The 16,366-nt window shown below is 68.4% G+C and carries 10 protein-coding genes and 2 pseudogenes; 10 read left to right on the forward strand and 2 right to left on the reverse strand.

Annotated features, from left to right (window positions below; translation table 11 throughout):
- Nucleotides 1–85: 85 nt before the first annotated feature.
- On the reverse strand, nucleotides 86–901 hold the full coding sequence (locus tag FNH08_RS06720) for an oxidoreductase (protein WP_152770320.1): 816 nt from the start codon (nucleotides 899–901) through the stop codon (nucleotides 86–88).
- Between the two features lie 405 nt (nucleotides 902–1,306).
- The gene (locus FNH08_RS06725) at nucleotides 1,307–2,140 is read right to left on the reverse strand and encodes an enoyl-CoA hydratase/isomerase family protein (protein WP_152770321.1); all 834 of its coding nucleotides are present in this window, start codon (nucleotides 2,138–2,140) and stop codon (nucleotides 1,307–1,309) included.
- A gap of 556 nt (nucleotides 2,141–2,696) precedes the next feature.
- Here FNH08_RS06725 and FNH08_RS06730 point away from each other — a divergent pair.
- The 10 genes and pseudogenes from FNH08_RS06730 to FNH08_RS06785 all read left to right on the forward strand — a co-directional run bounded on the left by FNH08_RS06730 (nucleotide 2,697) and on the right by FNH08_RS06785 (nucleotide 16,220).
- Nucleotides 2,697–5,465: a helix-turn-helix transcriptional regulator gene (locus FNH08_RS06730; protein ID WP_152770322.1), complete on the forward strand. Its 2,769-nt coding sequence runs from the start codon at nucleotides 2,697–2,699 to the stop codon at nucleotides 5,463–5,465.
- A gap of 839 nt (nucleotides 5,466–6,304) precedes the next feature.
- Nucleotides 6,305–7,261, forward strand: coding sequence for an NADP-dependent oxidoreductase (locus FNH08_RS06735; protein ID WP_152770334.1), 957 nt, complete (start codon nucleotides 6,305–6,307; stop codon nucleotides 7,259–7,261).
- A gap of 228 nt (nucleotides 7,262–7,489) precedes the next feature.
- A pseudogene (locus FNH08_RS54330) lies at nucleotides 7,490–7,865 on the forward strand (IS701 family transposase); the annotation flags it as partial.
- Between the two features lie 348 nt (nucleotides 7,866–8,213).
- The gene (locus tag FNH08_RS06745; RefSeq protein WP_322723878.1) at nucleotides 8,214–8,804 is read left to right on the forward strand and encodes a TetR/AcrR family transcriptional regulator; all 591 of its coding nucleotides are present in this window, start codon (nucleotides 8,214–8,216) and stop codon (nucleotides 8,802–8,804) included.
- Between the two features lie 1,077 nt (nucleotides 8,805–9,881).
- On the forward strand, nucleotides 9,882–10,466 hold the full coding sequence (locus FNH08_RS06750; protein ID WP_228033946.1) for a GtrA domain-containing protein: 585 nt from the start codon (nucleotides 9,882–9,884) through the stop codon (nucleotides 10,464–10,466).
- 688 nt (nucleotides 10,467–11,154) lie between these two features.
- Nucleotides 11,155–12,114 (forward strand): GlxA family transcriptional regulator, encoded by a 960-nt coding sequence (locus FNH08_RS06755; RefSeq protein WP_152770323.1) that lies wholly within the window; start codon nucleotides 11,155–11,157, stop codon nucleotides 12,112–12,114.
- 237 nt (nucleotides 12,115–12,351) lie between these two features.
- Entirely contained in the window at nucleotides 12,352–12,849 is a 498-nt protein-coding gene (locus FNH08_RS06760) for a hypothetical protein (protein WP_152770324.1), read from the forward strand.
- A gap of 362 nt (nucleotides 12,850–13,211) precedes the next feature.
- A complete protein-coding gene (locus FNH08_RS06775; RefSeq protein WP_152770336.1) occupies nucleotides 13,212–14,030 on the forward strand; it encodes an oxidoreductase in 819 nt (272 codons plus the stop codon).
- Between the two features lie 108 nt (nucleotides 14,031–14,138).
- Nucleotides 14,139–14,458: pseudogene (locus FNH08_RS51650) on the forward strand (TetR/AcrR family transcriptional regulator); the annotation flags it as partial.
- A gap of 229 nt (nucleotides 14,459–14,687) precedes the next feature.
- Nucleotides 14,688–16,220, forward strand: a complete 1,533-nt coding sequence (locus FNH08_RS06785) for an MFS transporter (protein WP_152770326.1) — start codon at nucleotides 14,688–14,690, stop codon at nucleotides 16,218–16,220.
- Nucleotides 16,221–16,366 lie beyond the last annotated feature (146 nt).

Consider the following 16,366-nt stretch of genomic DNA (forward strand, 5'->3'; position numbering starts at 1 on the left):
CAGGGATGCCGGCGATATTGGGTACATCGCAGGCATTCAGCCGGAATCAACACTCTTGGGGCCAGACCGGGATTGAACCGGGGTGTCAGCCGGGCAGGCGGTTGTTCTTGCGGATCTGCTTGTCGAACACTCCGACGGGGACGAGGCGGCGCGCCTTGGTGACGCGTGCGGCCAGCGGGCCGGCGGTATAGCGCAGCTTCGGCTTCTTGTCGGTGGCCGCGGTGACGATCGTCCTGGCGACGACGGCTGGGTCGTCGCCGGCGCTCATCGCCTCCGCGATCACCTCGTCGAAGATCCGGCGTCGCTCCGCGTACAGGGGCAGCGGGGTGTCGGGCTGCGCGGCGTTGGTGTCGAAGCTGGTCTTGGTGTAGGCGGGCTGCACGAGGAGAATGCGGATGCCGTGTTCGCGGACCTCGTGGTCCAGGGACTCGGAGTAGCCCTCGAGGGCATGCTTCGACGCAACGTAAAGGGCCATGAAGGGCTGGGGGGCGACCCCCAGAACGGACGAGATGTTGATGACGCGTCCGCCGCCCCGGGCGCGCATGTGCGGCAGTACGGCCTTCGTCATACGCATGACACCGAAGACGTTGATGTTCAGGACGCTCTGGGCCTGGGCGACGGAGTTCTCCTCGACGGCACCCGCCGCACCGATGCCCGCGTTGTTGACCAGGACGTCGATACGCCCGAACCGTTCGATCACCTCCGCGACCAAGGCGGTGGCCGAGTCGTCACTGCCCACGTCGAGATCGAGGTACGTCACCCCGGCGGGCGGGGTGAGCCCGGAGGTCTTGCGACCGGTTCCGACCACATCGAAGCCCGCCGCGACGAAGGCGCGAGCCGTCTCCTTGCCGATCCCCGATGAAGCACCTGTCACGAGCGCCACCGGCCGAGTTGCCGCCATCACGAACTCCCTAATTTGAATTACGCTCGTATGTCTTACGTTCGTACGACCATACGGGGATCGTCGACCGATGGCAAGCGTTCACGTCCGGCGATCCAGGAAAGGATCTGGAAACGAAGGGGGCGGTACGGGAAAGACCATGGGCGGATGACGAGCAGGTGACCGAGACCGCCACCGCCAGTCGTCGCATCACCCGCTGCACTCGTCGACGGCGGCCTCGGTGCCGTCCTCACGCAGCACTTCGGACTTGGACACACGGAGCGGCAGGCCGACCGAGCTCAGTCGACGAGCGTGGGCCCGGTCGCCGGCCGGTGTCGAACCGGTGGAGGCCGTTGCGATCGTGGTGCTGGAGGTGATCCCGGAAGCGTCATCCGCTGGTCGCGAACGGGTCTTCGCAGTAGGTGTTCACCGGCTCTCCTGACGTGCGATGCCGAGGTAGTGGCCCAAGCGGAGTTCCAGCTCCTCAGGACCCTTTTCGGCGGCGAGCTTCTCGAACTGGGGCTGGAATGCCTGGGGGCCTGGCCAGGTCAGGGAGGTCAGGAATTGCGTGTAGGCCGCTCGCAGGTCGGCATCGGGCGGGAGCGTGCCCCGGTTGACCTGAGCCTTGGCGGTTGCCAGCGCCGCCTTGTCGAAGGACGCCAGCCGGGTTGCCATACCGTCCACGAAGCCGTCCAGCTCGGTGTCGGCGACGGTGCGGGTCACCCATCCGTAGCGTTCAGCCGCGTCGGCGTCGTAGTCATCGCTGCTGAGGATGGCTTCGAGTGCCCGATCCCGTCCGATGAGTCGGGGCAGGTGTTCTGTGCCCCCGCCGCCGGGAAGAATTCCGCCGCCGACCTCGGGCTGGCCGAACAGCGCGTGCTCGCGGCTGGCGTAGCGCAGATCGCAGGCCAGGGCCAGTTCGTCTCCGCCGCCCCTGGTCCGTCCGCGGATGGACGCGATGCTGATGAACGGAGCCGTGGACAGCCGTACGACGAGATCGATCCACTCCGGCGTCGCCTCCGGATCGGACGGCATGAAGTCGGCGACCCGGCCGAGATCGAAGTGGTTGAAGAAGTAGCCGGGTGTACTGCTGGTGAAGACGACAACGTGAACCTGCGGGTCCTCGCTCAGCTCCGTGACCACCTCGACCAGTCGGGACACGGTCTCCCCGACGATGAGGTTCACCGGTGGATTCGAGAAGGTGATCTTGCGGATCCCTGGTGTCAGCCGCTCCACGCTGATCGTGCTGGGTTGCGTCATCGTTCGCTCCGAGTGGTGATCCTGGCGGTTTGCCAGGGGGGCGTGTTCGTCGGGGCGTCCTGAACTGGCAGAGGCGACGCCCACAACCAGGTCTGGCACACCCGTGGTCATGTCGGGCTTTTCCTTGCTGCGCTTCGAGGCCTCGATCGGTTTGACGGACGAGCGGGTCAGTCGCGGCCGGCTGGGTGCACAGCGCTGATTGCCCAGGGCCGGGCAGGGCGACGCGACATAGCGTGCTGACGCGGTCGGCGGTTGGGGCGGCGGTGTAGCGCGGCCTCGGTTTCGGTTCCGTGGCCGCCGCGGCGATCGCGGTGTTGCGTCACGACGAGCTGAGCCGCTGTCCTGCCGACGCTCCCGACCCGGATCGCCGTCACCATGTCTTCCCCCTGCGGTCGGGCGCGCGTGCACTGATCGCGCCCGACGCTACGAGGAAAAAGGGGAAACCGGATCCGTCACCGTGTCCGTCACCGGGTCCGTCAAGATTCGGTCTGGTGTCGTTGAAGTCGGGTTGTCGGCAGTGGTTCCGGGCGGTCGCAGCCCATTAAGCTTCAAGCAAATGGACCTGTACGGACGGCGCCAGGAGCAGGCGGCCCTCGATCGGATCCTTGACGGCGCTCGTCAGGGACGCGGAGCGACCATGATGTTGTGGGGTGACCCCGGCATCGGCAAGACAGCCCTGCTCGAATACGTGGCCGAGTCGGCCGCCGCGGACTTCACCATCCTGAGGTGCCTCGGTACTCGTCTTGAGTCGGAGCTGGCCTTCGCCGCGCTGCACGAACTGCTGTGGCCGGTGACGGAGCGGATCAGCACGCTCCCGCCGCCGCAGGTCAAGGCCCTGAACGGGGCGCTCGGTACCAGTGACGACGTATCGGACCGGTTTCTGATCGGCGTGGCCGTACTGACGCTCGTCGGCGAGTTGGCCAAGGAACGGCCGGTGCTCATCGTCGCCGACGACGCCCAATGGCTCGACGAGCCGTCCGCACAGTGCCTGGCCTTCGCCGGGCGCCGACTGCGCAACGAGCCCGTGGTCATGCTCCTCACCGGACACGACGACCCCGTCGACGGCCCCTGGGAGAAACTGGCGGCCCTGGAGGTCGGGGAGCTGGGCGACGAGGACGCCAGGCTCCTCGCCCGTGCCGTTGCTCCGCGCGCGGACGAATCAGTCATCCGCCGCACGGTCCGTGCGGCGGCCGGAAATCCCCTCGCGCTCCAGGAGCTGACCACGTCCGTGGCGGCCGGCGACATCTCGACGCACCCTCTTGCCGATGAGCGGATCGCCGTCGGGCCACGTCTGCGCAGTGCCTTCCGCGCCCGGATGGAGAGGATGTCCGCGTCTGCCCGCACCGCGCTCCTTCTTGCCGCCGCCGACGACCGTAGCGATCGAAACACCATGAGCCAGGCCGGACTTGTGCTCGGCCTCGACGTGGGGGCGTGGGACGAGGCGATGCACTCGGGTCTGCTCGCCACGCGCTCGGACGGTCGCGTCCGCTTCCGCCACCCATTGATGGGGGCCGTGGTCTACGAGGAGGCGCCGCCCGCGAACCGCCAGGCCGTTCATCGCGCGCTCGCCTCCGTGCTGACCAGTGAGAACGCCGAGGAGCTGCGCCCCTGGCACCTCGCCGCGGCCGCGGAAGCCGCGGGCCGACCCGACGAGGAGGTGGCCCGGCTGCTGGAGGAGTCGGCCCAGCGGTCCTGGGCGCGCGGTGGCTGTGCCACGGCGGCACGTGCACTGCGGCGGGCGGCGAAGCTGTCCCCCTCCAAGGACGACGCGGCCAGGCGACTGGCTCACGGAGCTAGGGCGGCCTGGGAGGCCGGCCACGTCGACGTGGCGCGGAGAATGCTGGACCAGACCGAAGAAGCCTCCTCCGCATCCGCGGTCGCCGATCTCAGCCAAGGGTTGCGCGGACTGATCGAGTTCGCGAACGGCGATCTGGAAACCGCCTGCCGTCAACTGACCCGAGACATGGAACGCGTGGCCGATCCCGGGCAGGCGTTCAGGCTCGGCAGCATGGCGCTGCGGGCCGCTTGGGCGGCCGGCCGGGGCGCACTTCAGCGCGAGGCGCTCCAGCGGCTCGAGCGGCGGCTCCCGCAAGGGAACTTCCCGAACGCCGATCTGCTGCCGCTGCTGCGCCAATGGTGGACGCAGGAACCGGACGGTGCCGATGACCGCTACCAGGCCGTGGCCCCCGTCGCTGACATCCTCACCCGGCTCAGCGGCAGCTCCTGGCTCCTGATGCCACCAGCACCGCTGGCGGTGGCCTGGGGCATCGAGTCCGCCCTGCAGGAGGCGCTCCGCCGCGAAATCGACACGCTGCGGCACACCGACCAGGTCACCGCCCTCACCCAGGCGCTGGCCCAGACCGTGGCGCCCGACATCGCGCAGGGCTCCTGGACCTCGGCCACGGCGAACGCCCTTGAGGGGCTCCAAGTGGCCGAGGGGACCGGCGACGACCACTTGGCGGCGCAGTGCCGCGCTGGTCTCGGATGGCTGGCAGCCGCGCGAGGCGATGAGCTGACCGTCGCGGACTTCGCCGCCCGGTTCATCGAGGAATGGGTGCCGCGTGGGGTGCTCGTCTTCAGCGCCGGCGCGGAGTGGAACCTCGGCATGACGGCGCTCTTCGCCGGCCGGGCCGAAGAGGCGCTGGACCGCCTGGTCCGGCTGACAGAGCACGGGCACCACTCTGCGCACCCCACCATTGCCGTACTCGCCGCGGCGGACACCGCCGAGGCCGCCCTCCAGGCAGGGCAGCGGGCGATGGCCGAGGACCAGGCGCGGCTGCTGCGGCGGTGGGCCGAACGGACCAACGCAGCGTGGGCGATCTCCGCGACGCACCTGGTCCATGCCCTGCTGGCGTCGGGGGCGGATACGGAGAAGCAGTTCCGGCTTGCGCTGGATGTTCCCGGAGCCCAGTCGCGGCCCTTCAACTACGCCCGCACGCGCCTGCTGTACGGCGAGTGGCTGCGGCGGGCCCGCCGCCGTACCGACGCCCGGACACAGCTCGCCGAAGCCGCGGAGATCTTCCGGCGACTGGACGCGGCGCCCCTGCTCGCCCGCACCCGGGCCGAACAGGAGCTGACCGGGCAGCAACCGCGCCGCGACTCCGCACCGGCCCGGGACACCGCAGCCATCCTCACGCCGCAGGAGTTGAGAGTCGCACGGCTGGCCGCGCAGGGGCTCACCAACCGGGAGATCGGGGCACAGCTGCTGATCAGTCCCCGCACGGTGGGTCATCACCTGGCCAACGTGTTCCCCAAGCTCGGTATCCTCTCGCGCGCCGACCTCGCGCGCATCGACTTCGGAGACGGGCTACATCTGATGGGCTGACCGGCTGCTTTCGGGGATGGACCGGGCGGCCCACTGACGCCCAGCGCTGGGTAGAGCTCGTCGTCATGCACGCCCGGAGGCGCCCGCCCCACGATGCGGTGATGCCCCGGCCGGTGGCGGCGGCACCTCCTTGGGCACCAGCGACAGATGCCTGCTGGGCCTACATCAGGTCAGAAGTGGCACCACGGTTATCGTCGTAGCCCAGTACCGACGTCCGGGGCGGCCCGCCTACGACAGAGCACCGCCCGACGCCCATCCTCGACACACGGAGCCGATGCACCATCTACCCAGAGGAAGCCTCGCGCCACCTCTGGCAAGACCACGTGTTCAACGCTCTTCCACGGATCACCTCGTAACCCGGACTGACTCCTCCCTGCCGTTTCTCACGCCGACACCGTTGTGGATGGGGGCGCGCGGGGACCAGCGCGGCACTCGAACGGCGTGTCGTCGCGCGAGGCGAGTTCGCATGAGCAGGGCTTGCCGGACGACAGGTCCAGCTGCGGCCGGGAGCGGGCCGCACCACAGGCGTTGTAGAGCTGAGTCACGGCGGATCGACACTCCGCCTGCCTCGCGGTCACCAGTGCCTGGCAACCCGGCAGGAGCAGGGGGAGTCACCGACCATGACCAGATGGGCGTGACCGCGGTGAGCGGCGAAGGTCCTGTTGGGCGCTGAGCAGCACACCTCAGGCGCCGTCGCCTCGTCAGGCGGTGACTCGTAGATCTCCTGCCTCCATCCTGGCGGCGTGGCGCGATCCCGTCGAAAGTTGGCATTCATGCCATGGCGCCGAGGGGTGCCAGGCAGCGACGCTGGACGCATGACGAATTCCAATACCACCCCCATGCGCGCCATCCGCCAGGACACCCACGGTTCCCCCGAGGTGCTCAAGGAAGTCGAACTGCCCCGGCCCGAACCGGGGTTGAGTGAGATCCTGATCGCCGTCCGCGCGGCCGGCGTCAACCCGACCGACTGGTGGAACCGGGCCCAGCCCATGACCGCCAACGGGCTGCCCCTCATCCTGGGCTGGGACGTCTCGGGAGTCGTCGAGGCCGTCGGCATCGGCGTCACCCTGTTCAAGCCGGGCGACGAGGTTTTCGGCATGCTGCCCTACCCGCACGGCGTCGGCTCCCACGCCGAATACGTGACCGGCCCCGCCCGCGCCTTCGTCCACAAGCCCACCGGTATCGGCCACGTCCAGGCCGGCGCGCTCCCGCTCGCCGCCCTGACCGCCTACCAGGCACTCGTCGACACCGCCGACATCCAGCCCGGGCAGCGCGTCCTCGTTCACGCGGCCGCCGGCGGCGTCGGTCATCTCGCCGTCCAGATCGCCAAGTCCCGCGGCGCCTACGTCATCGGCACCGCCAGCGCCGCCAAGCACGACTTCCTGCGGTCCCTGGGAGTGGACGAGGCCATCGACTACCAAGCGGTGGACTTCACCGAGGCCGTCAAGGACATCGACGTCGTCCTCGACCCGATCTCACGGGACACGGCCGCCCGCGCCCGCTCTCTCGCCGTGCTGCGCCCGGGCGGCACCCTCGTCTCGATCCTTCCGTTCCCCATCGACGCCGCCGAGCTGGCGGACATCGCCGCGCGGGGCATCCGCTTCGAGTCCCTCCTCGTCGAGGCCGACCGCGCCGGCATGCAGGCCATCGCGGACCTCGTCGAGACCGGCGCCCTCCGCGCCCACATCGAGGCCACCTTCCCGCTCGCCGAGGCCGCAAAGGCCCACGCCCTGGGTGAGACCGGCCGCACCACTGGCAAGATCGTGCTGACTGTGGAGGGGGCTGGGAAGGCATAGAGGAGGCTCGACGATGTCCCACCCACCTCTGACGTGCGTCAAGTTTGTCTCCGGACAGGTGCGGACCTGGGGCCTCGGCCCGGCCGGAGCCTGGGCTGAGTCGGCCGACTACTTCGGTTAACGCTTTGTGACGGTGGTTCATTGATTCCGGTGGTGGTGTGGGTTGACGGCAGGTCGGGTTGGTCGTAGGTCGGTGGTCGGAGTCAACTGCCTTGCTGGGGGCTGAAGATGACCGCTCGCCGTCAATGTCCGCCTGCGCCGGGGTCGTTGGAGATTGCGCGGCCCGGTTCAGCGACCTCTCCTTCAGCCTGGCCCAGCCACGAGGGTCTCGCGAGTACCTGACTGGACTGCCGGCGCCACAGGAGCGGAACAAGACGATCACCTGACGCGCAGGGGTGGAGTCGGCGGCGGGTGCACGGATGCGCGGGTGCAGCCGCTGTAGTTCTTCCTGTCCGAGTCGCCCTGGGAGGCTGAGCTGGTCAACGACCGGCGGCTTGAGCTGCTATGTGCGGAGCCGACGACGGCTCCGCACGAGGGCAGCGTCATCGTGATCAACGATTCCGGAGACCGCAAGGACGGCATGGCGACCGCGCATGTCTGGCGTCTGGGAAGCCCGGCACGGTCAGCCTCCGTGCCGCCCCGGTCAACACGTTGTGGGCGGGGGAGTGGTCCAGGAAGCGCGGGGGTGTACATGTCCGCGCCTCAGACGCGCACGCGCCGGATCTCGGCGGGCAGGAGCAGATCGACCGCGTCCTGGTTGATCAGTGCCGGCGCGGTCTCTCTCACTCATGAAAGCCCGACGCTCGCCCGTCGTCCTTGCCGCAGAGGGCACTGGCGACGAGGCGGTCGACCGTCGCCCCTGCCGACTCTTTGGATTACGTTTGCAATGCCATAGAATGGCTGAGTCGGTGAAGGGCAACCGGTCCTTCCGGCCGGCGCGGGAGCGTGTGGCGTGGTGCGGTACGGAAAAGAGCACAAGTCGGAGACCAGGCGGCGGATCATCGAGACGGCGGGCCGCCGGTTCAAGCAAGACGGTATCGACGGCTCCGGCGTCTCGACGCTCATGAAGGACGCGGGGCTGACCAATGGGGCCTTCTATGCTCACTTCGCATCCAAGGATGACCTCGTCACCACGGCAATCGCCGACCAGTTGAAGGTGCAGGCCGAGAGTGTCGTCGCGCTGGCCGAGCCCGGCCGTGCCGGACTTGAGCAGATTGTGCGCGGATACCTGTCGCCCCAGCACCGTTCAAAGCTCGGCGATGGCTGCCCCAACGCCGCTCTGCTCGACGAGATCGGGCGCTGCACCGAGACGACCAGGCAGGCGTACACCGACGGTGTGCTGATCCTCGTCGAGGGCATTGCTGAACGCATGGCGCCCGAGGACCTGTCCTCCGCACGCGTGAAGGCGCTCAGCCTCCTCGGCATGATGGCCGGGACGCTGCAGCTCTCCCGCGCCCTGACCGACAGTCGACTCGCCAATGAGCTCCTCGACCAGGGGATAAACAACGCCCTCGCCCTGCTGGACGCCTGGCAGCGCGTCTGACGCACCACATTCCCACCTCCAGGCTGTGGCTTTCGGGGGCGCGGCCCGATGCCGGCAGGTTTTCTCCAGCTGGGACTCGGCCGACGCCACCGGGTGGCACGTCCACTGCCGCCGGGCTGCTGGAGGACCCGCATGCGGTTCTTCGCCGGACCCGAGGTCTTGATCATGGACGAGCTCGGTTGCCCCTCGCTGCCGAGAACGGCGCCTCCGTCTTTTTCCAAGTGATCAACCGGCGGCATCTTCGCGAAGGGCCTCTTTCTCGCGGACTGGCCGCTCCAGCCCGCAGTCGAACCGGACGAGCAGGTCCGGGCGGGTCGGCGACGCCGGATCCGGTGCCGCTGCCGGGCTGCGGGAGGCGGCGCTTGGCCGATGTGGGCGGTGGAGTCCGCTGCTGGCGTCGAACAGTTCGGCAGCGTCATTCCCGGCTCGCGCAGGGCAGCGCTCCCGACTGCGACCTCGGCTGACCGCCATACCACCGCACGTACGCATCAAGTCGCTCCTGCCGAATGCAGCGAGCCGTGTTCCGTACGCTGCCGAGTCTTCCGGGTAAACGCCGTACCCGCCGTCCCTCGCGCAATCCGAAGGACCCCTAACCCATGAGCGACGGTATCGGGCAGAGCCCCCGGCCACGACTCCGCCCCCGGCGGGCGGCACGGGAACGAGAAGGTCATCGTCCTGGCGCTGGGCCTCGCCGCCGCGATCGTGTCGATGTTGCTGACTCTGGTGGTGCCGACCCTCAGGCTGATCCTGAACAGGTGCCGGAACCGCTGGCCGACATGCGGGTGTTCGCCCGCTGGCCGGTGTGCCACAGGCAGGGATGCGATGCCACCCGGGCCAGTCGCCTCGCAGTAGCGGAACGGTCGTTGCACCGGGCGTGAGCGCCGTGGTGAATCTGCTCCCGCGCGTGTGAGTACGGTCATAATTTCAAATCTGGTCAGACCCTTGTCCACGCGTCGACTCCCGGCTTATTGTCGGGCGGTCGTAATGTAAAGGTCTCAGTGAGCGTGCGGGCGCAGCGGCCCGCGAACTCGCTGGCCAAAGAGGCCCAGCAGCACTCTCAGTCGAAGGGGACTACCCATGAAGGTGCTGGTCTTGCCGAAGGTGGCGCCGGGGGCGGCGGGCGAGGCGCGGGATGCGGAGCGGACGTACGCCGAAACGCCCGCGGTGCGAGGGAACCCGGGCGCTCCCGGAGCAGTTGCCTCCTTCGCCCGGTTCGTCCTGTTCGGCGGCGGTGTCGGGGTCGCGTCCAGCACTGCCGTCGCCGGGCTCGCCGGACTGATGCCCTGGGCTGTGGTGAATGCTCTGATCACCGTCGCCTCGACTCTTCTCAGTACGGAGCTCCACGCACGCTTCACCTTCGGGGCAGGGCATGCCGGATGGCGCCAGCACTGGCAGTCCGCGGGGTCGGCCATGGTCGCCTACGTGGTGACCTCCACCGCGGTGCTCGTCCTTCACCTGGTGCAGCCGTCGGCCGGAGTGCTCTACGAGCAGGTCGTCTACCTCGCCGCCGCAGGGCTCGCCGGTATCGGGCGTTTCCTGGTGCTGCGTTTGTTCGTCTTCGCCGGTGGCCGGACCCGGACCATGGAGTGGGTCATGCGCCCGGTGCCGGCACGGGAAACGGGCGCCACGGTGTCCCTGTCCTTCCCGGTACCGGCGCTGTGAGCAAACCATCCGACAATGCCTCCCTCGCCGATGACCGTCGACTCCGGGGGCCCTGGAGGTCCCGCAGTCGAACGTTCTCAGCCGGTAAGGCCAGGGGGCGCTGAGTGGGGAAACCAGGGCGTCAACGACCTGCGCACTGCGGTGTCGGTCGGGCGCGACGGCTGGGCGCCGGGCGGAATGCCGCCAGGTCGATCCGGTCAGTCGCAGCCGCTGGTGCGGACTGCTTCCGGGCATGCTGCCCGTAGCGACAGTCTTCGCGTAGGCACTGGGTGTAGAGCGGATCTCTGGCTGCCCTTTGCTTGGTGTGCCATGGCTTCTGCTCCTGTAGTCCATGGCGGGTCGGGGATCGCGTCGGTCAGCGCTCGGAGTCGCGGGCCACGCTGTGAGCCGGAGGGCGACTGCCACTGGCGGATCATCCACACGACCCGATGCTTGTCCGCATGGCCCTGTCCGCTGGCGGCGGTCTGGATGCCCTCGACGATGCTGGCGGCGGGGACGGTGCCATCAACGGTGACAGCGGCGGCGGACGGGCGTGGCGGAGTTCACGACGCTAGCTATTCCGGACTGGGTAAGAGCGTGGGGCCCTGACTTGCAGCGCGGAAGGTGAAGCTGAGCGCGATGCGTCCAGTGTGTTGCCGTCACCGTCCGATATCATGGCATGAATTCCAACTTTCGACGGGATCATGCCATGGCACCCACTCACCGAGTCGCCGTTCTGGCCGTCGGCGGTGTGTACCCCTTCGAGCTGGGCATTCCCAGCCGGGTCTTCGAGGCGGCGGACGGCCTCTATGAGGTTTTCACCTGTAGCGTCGACGGCCGCCCGGTGCGCACCAACTCCGACTTCTCGATCACCGTCGAGCACGGTCCGGAGGCGCTGCGCACCGCCGACACCGTCGTCATTCCCCCCTTCACCACCACCGCCGTGCCCCCGGAAGTGCCGCAAACCGCGGTCCAGACGCTCGCGTCCGTAACTCCCGGCACCCGCCTCATCTCAATCTGCACCGGCGCCTTCGTCCTCGCCGCAGCCGGTCTCCTCGACGGTCGGCCGGCTACCACCCACTGGATGGTCGCGGACCTCTTTCGCGCACGCTTCCCTCGAGTCGCACTCGATCCGGACGCCCTGTTCATCGACGACGGGGACATCCTGACCTCAGCAGGCGCCGCCTCCGGGCTCGACGTCTGCCTGCACATCATCCGCAAGGACCACGGCAGCGAAGTCGCCAACCAGGTGGCCCGCATGTGCGTTGCCCCTCCGTGGCGCGACGGAGGGCAGGCGCAGTTCATCCAGCATCCGGTGCCCGAGGCCACGGCCAGCGGAACGGCCGCCGCCCGCCAGTGGGCGCTGGAGAACCTCCACGAGCCCATGACGCTGATGGACCTCGCCGAGCACTCCCACATGAGCCTGCGCACCCTCGTCCGCCGCTTCACCGAAGAGGTGGGCATGAGCCCGGGACGCTGGCTGATCCAGCAACGCGTCGACCGCGCACGACACCTCCTGGAAACCACAAACCTGCCGGTGGACGAGATCGCCGGCCAAGTCGGCTTTGCCGGCAGCACATCGCTACGAGAACACTTGCATGCCGCTATTGGCGTCTCGCCGCTCGCCTACCGGCGTACCTTCCGAGGCACCCTGTCCTCCACGCACTGAGCGCCAACACACACCGTTTTGCGTACGCGGTGATGAAACGGCGCACCGCCACGGCCGGGGGAACGGCCTTCGCCATGCAGTACGCGCCCGTCCTACGGCTGGCGCGGCCTCTTCAGCCGCGTGGGAGTTGCTCCAGCTGTCCGACTGCGAGGTCCTCGAGGTGACCCGCGACGATCACGGCAACCGCCAGATGCTGATCTCCGCGCCGACTAGCGAAGCGGCCTGCCCGACAACGGGGTGCTGACGTCGCGGGCGCACCAGCGGACCCGGCAGCATCTGGCCGATGTGCCGTTTGACGGCCCCGTGGTGGGGCGGCTCAAGGAGCGCTCGGCATGGGCCGAAGTGCTCGGCTCGCGGCGCTCGTTCATTGAGCACGCAGACCAGGTCCTACCCCGGGCACGGCTCGCGGCGCGGCTCAAGGACGCCATCCTCAACGCGGTTTCCGGCGAGGTCCGCGCCATCGGCCAGGTCGCTGGCCAGTTCGACGTCTCGTGGCCGAGCTGGTCAGGTCCTGGGACGTCGATGAGCACCAGTTCCGCAGAGTCCGTTGGTTCAAGGACGACGGCGGTTCGTGACGGCGGATCGAGCCGTGGACGACCACCTTCGTCGCCCTGGCCACAGATGAGGTCATCGACGTCGTCGACGGACGCGACGCAGCGGCCGTCGCAGCTTGGCCGGCCGTCCAAGGAAACTGGCCGCGCGACCGTCGGCGCGGCACATGACCTGCGCGAATGAAACGGATTCAGCGAGCCGTTGGTTCGGTCGTCGGCTCGGTGGTGGGCGACGCCCTGCGCGGCCCCTTCGAGTTCGGTCCCCACGAGGCATTCCCGCCCGGTTTCCCCGCGCCTGGTGCCGGTGGCGGGATGGGCAGCATCAGCACGAAGGACATCACGGTGCCGTTTGACCCTGCCTGTGCCCCGCCGTCTGGGCCCTGCGCACCACCACCAGCTTCGAACATGGGATACGCGCGGCGGATCCTTCTCGAATCACTGGACGCGACCACTTGCCATCGATCGGCGACTCCCGTATGGTCGTACGAACGTAAGACATACAATCGTACGGCATACGGTTGTACTCCAAAACCATGGGAGCTCGTGATGACTGCAGCAAACCGCCCGGTGGCACTCGTGACAGGTGCGTCCACCGGTATCGGCAAGGAGGCCGCCCTGGCGCTCGCCGCGGCGGGTTTCGAGACGGTGGGAACCAGCCGGAAGACGTCGGGAGCCGACCGTCGTGACGGCGTGACGTTCCTCGCGCTCGACGTGGGCGACGACGATTCGGTCGCTGCCGCGGTCGGGCAGGTGATCGAGCGGTTCGGGCGGATCGACGTCCTGGTCAACAACGCGGGCATCGGCTCCTCGGGCGCGTGGGAGGAAAACTCTCTCGCGCAGGCTGAGCGCCTCTTCAACACCAACGTCTTCGGTGTGATGCGCATGACCAAGGCCGTTCTCCCGCACATGCGCGCCCAGGGAAGCGGGCGCGTCATCAATATCTCGTCCGTCCTCGGGTTCCTCCCCGCGCCCTACATGGCCAACTATTCGGCGTCCAAGCACGCGCTCGAGGGGTACACCGAGTCCCTGGACCACGAGATCCGCGAGCACGGGGTCCGGGCCCTTATCGTCCAGCCGGGCGGTACCAAATCCGCGTTCGAGGCGAACACCGTCGCACCCGACATGCCCATGGACATCTATGCGGAGCAGCGGCGTATCGCCGACAAGGTGGCGGTGGCGGTCAACGAGGAGGGCGACGACCCCGCCATCGTCGCGAAGGTGATCGTCGCGGCCGCCACCGACTCCAAGCCGAAGGTGCGGTACACCGCCGGCCGGCAAGCCCGGCTCGTCAGCGCGGCGCACCGTATCCTTCCCGCCGGGGTCTTCGACGGACAGATCCGCAAGAGCAACAAGCTCCCTGGCTGAGATCTGCAGACAGTGAACCGCTCCGATATCGGTGGAGGCTGCGGACTACTCCGAGGTGGGTGGGTGGAGCCGAGTAGCCGTGGACGCCGCCAGGGACCGCATGGTCGGGCACTGAGCGGCTTCGTGCACATGGCGGCGGACGAGCGGATCGGCGCCCTGTGTCTCGCGAAGAACTTCGACCAGGACCACCCCGATCTGTTCGTCGCACGCGAGCGGCTGATGGAACTGGTCGGGCAAATGATGTGGAGTCCGGCGATCTGATGGTCGCCGTCCGCCAGCTCACCCGGCCGCTGCCAGGCACCGAGTGCGAGGGCATCGACCGCTTTGTGCACCGTCATCTGCAGATGTTCCTGGACGGTCTGCGGGCACCCACCCGCTCCGTACTGCCCGGATCGGCCGTGACCGTGGAGGACATGCGACGAGCGTGACTGAGCCGGTCGGTCAGGTCGATATCGAATAGTTCGGCGCTCGGCACCGGTCAGTAGTCGTAACCAGTAACCACCTCGTACAACGCTTTCGGCCGTCGACGATGACCAGCCGTCCCTGCCCCTGTCTCGATGCCCCGACGTCTCGCTGCCTCGTTCTTCATCTCCAGCTTTGTCTGTCTGAACTTCTCTCATCGTCTTTTCGCTGCGAAGTCCCGAAGTGAGTATCCCCATGTCTGAAACAGCTCAGGCCACCGCCAAGGCGGCAGCCGACTCCCATTCCAACCGCTGGAAAGCGCTCACCTTCATCGCGCTTGCCCAGCTGATGGTCGTGCTGGACGCGACCATCGTGAACATCGCGTTGCCGTCCGCCCAGCAGGACCTGGGCATATCCGACGGCAACCGCCAGTGGGTCATCACGGCGTACGCCCTGGCCTTCGGTGGTCTGCTGCTCTTCGGCGGCCGTATCGCGGATCTCTGGGGCCGCAAGCGCACCTTCGTCGCCGGTCTGATCGGCTTCGCCGCCGCGTCCGCCCTCGGCGGCGCGGCCACGAACGAGGCGACGATGCTCGGCGCCCGTGCCCTCCAGGGTGCCTTCGGCGCGCTGCTCGCGCCCGCCGCGCTCTCCCTGCTCGCCGTGACGTTCACGGAACCCAAGGAGCGCGCCAAGGCGTTCGGCATCTACGGCGCGATCGCCGGTGGCGGCGGCGCCGTCGGCTTCATCCTCGGCGGCGTCCTCACCGAGTACATGGACTGGCGCTGGACGTTCTTCGTGAACATCCCGTTCGCGGTCATCGCGGCCGCGGGCGCGTACTTCGTCATCCGTGAGCCGGCCGGTGGCCGCAACCGCTCGCCGCTCGACATCCCGGGCGTCGCCCTGTCCATCCTCGGTCTGGTCACGCTGGTCTACGCCTTCACCCGCGCCGAGTCCGACGGCTGGGGCGACTCCACGACGGTCGGCCTGTTCGTCACCTCGGTCGTGCTGCTCGCCGCGTTCGTCTTCACTGAGTCCAAGGTCAGGGCCCCGCTGCTGCCGCTGCGCGTCATCACCGAGCGCAACCGCGGAGGCGTCTACCTCTCCCTCGGCCTCGCGATCATCGCGTTGTTCGGACTGTTCCTCTTCCTGACCTACTACATGCAGCTCGTGAAGGGCTACTCGCCGGTCAAGACCGGCCTCGCCTTCCTGCCGCTGATCGGCGGCCTGATGGTGGGCTCCACGCAGATCGGCACCCGCCTGATAACCCGGGTTCCCCCGCGCCTGCTGATGGCTCCGGGCTTCCTGGTCGCCGGGATCGGTATGTTCTTCCTCACCCGGCTGGAGATCGACACCTCGTACGCCGGTGTCATCCTGCCGGGGCTGGCGCTGCTCGGCCTCGGCATGGGTACGGCGTTCATGCCCGCCCTCTCCCTGTCCACGCACGGTGTCGAGCCGCGTGACTCCGGTGTCGCCTCCGCGATGGTCAACACCTCGCAGCAGGTGGGCGGCGCGATCGGTACGGCCCTGCTGAACACGATCGCCGCCTCCGCGACGACCTCGTACATCAAGGACCACATCGCCGGCGCCGGCTCCAGGACCCAGCAGCAGCTGGTCCAGCTGGAGGGCCAGGTGCACGGGTACACCAACGCGATCTGGTTCGCCGTCGGCATCCTCGTGCTCGCCGCGACGATCGCCTTCACCTTCATCAACACCGGCAAGCCGGAAGTCGGTCCGGCCTCCGGCGAGGGTGCCGAGGACGAGATGAAGATCCCGGTGATCGCCCACTGACGGCCCGTACACCGGGTACGCCCGGTACGTCGGGTACTGCGATCACTGCGATCACTTCGGGTACTTCGTGTACGGCGCGGGGTGGGGACGCCTCGCCGTACACGATGCAGGGTCAGCCCCGGCTCCGAGAGCGACGGAGCCGGGGC

The organism is Streptomyces spongiae (genome assembly GCF_009377185.1).
Classification (GTDB): Bacteria; Actinomycetota; Actinomycetes; order Streptomycetales; family Streptomycetaceae; genus Streptomyces; species Streptomyces spongiae.

What these genes read in the sequence shown, in the direction of transcription:
- FNH08_RS06720 (WP_152770320.1), bottom strand. Translation starts at nt 901, where the DNA reads ATGGCGGCAACTCGGCCGGTGGCGCTCGTGACAGGTGCTTCATCGGGG.
- FNH08_RS06725 (WP_152770321.1), bottom strand. Translation starts at nt 2,140, where the DNA reads ATGACGCAACCCAGCACGATCAGCGTGGAGCGGCTGACACCAGGGATC.
- FNH08_RS06730 (WP_152770322.1), top strand. Translation starts at nt 2,697, where the DNA reads ATGGACCTGTACGGACGGCGCCAGGAGCAGGCGGCCCTCGATCGGATC.
- FNH08_RS06735 (WP_152770334.1), top strand. Translation starts at nt 6,305, where the DNA reads ATGCGCGCCATCCGCCAGGACACCCACGGTTCCCCCGAGGTGCTCAAG.
- FNH08_RS06750 (WP_228033946.1), top strand. Translation starts at nt 9,882, where the DNA reads ATGAAGGTGCTGGTCTTGCCGAAGGTGGCGCCGGGGGCGGCGGGCGAG.
- FNH08_RS06755 (WP_152770323.1), top strand. Translation starts at nt 11,155, where the DNA reads ATGGCACCCACTCACCGAGTCGCCGTTCTGGCCGTCGGCGGTGTGTAC.
- FNH08_RS06775 (WP_152770336.1), top strand. Translation starts at nt 13,212, where the DNA reads ATGACTGCAGCAAACCGCCCGGTGGCACTCGTGACAGGTGCGTCCACC.
- FNH08_RS06785 (WP_152770326.1), top strand. Translation starts at nt 14,688, where the DNA reads ATGTCTGAAACAGCTCAGGCCACCGCCAAGGCGGCAGCCGACTCCCAT.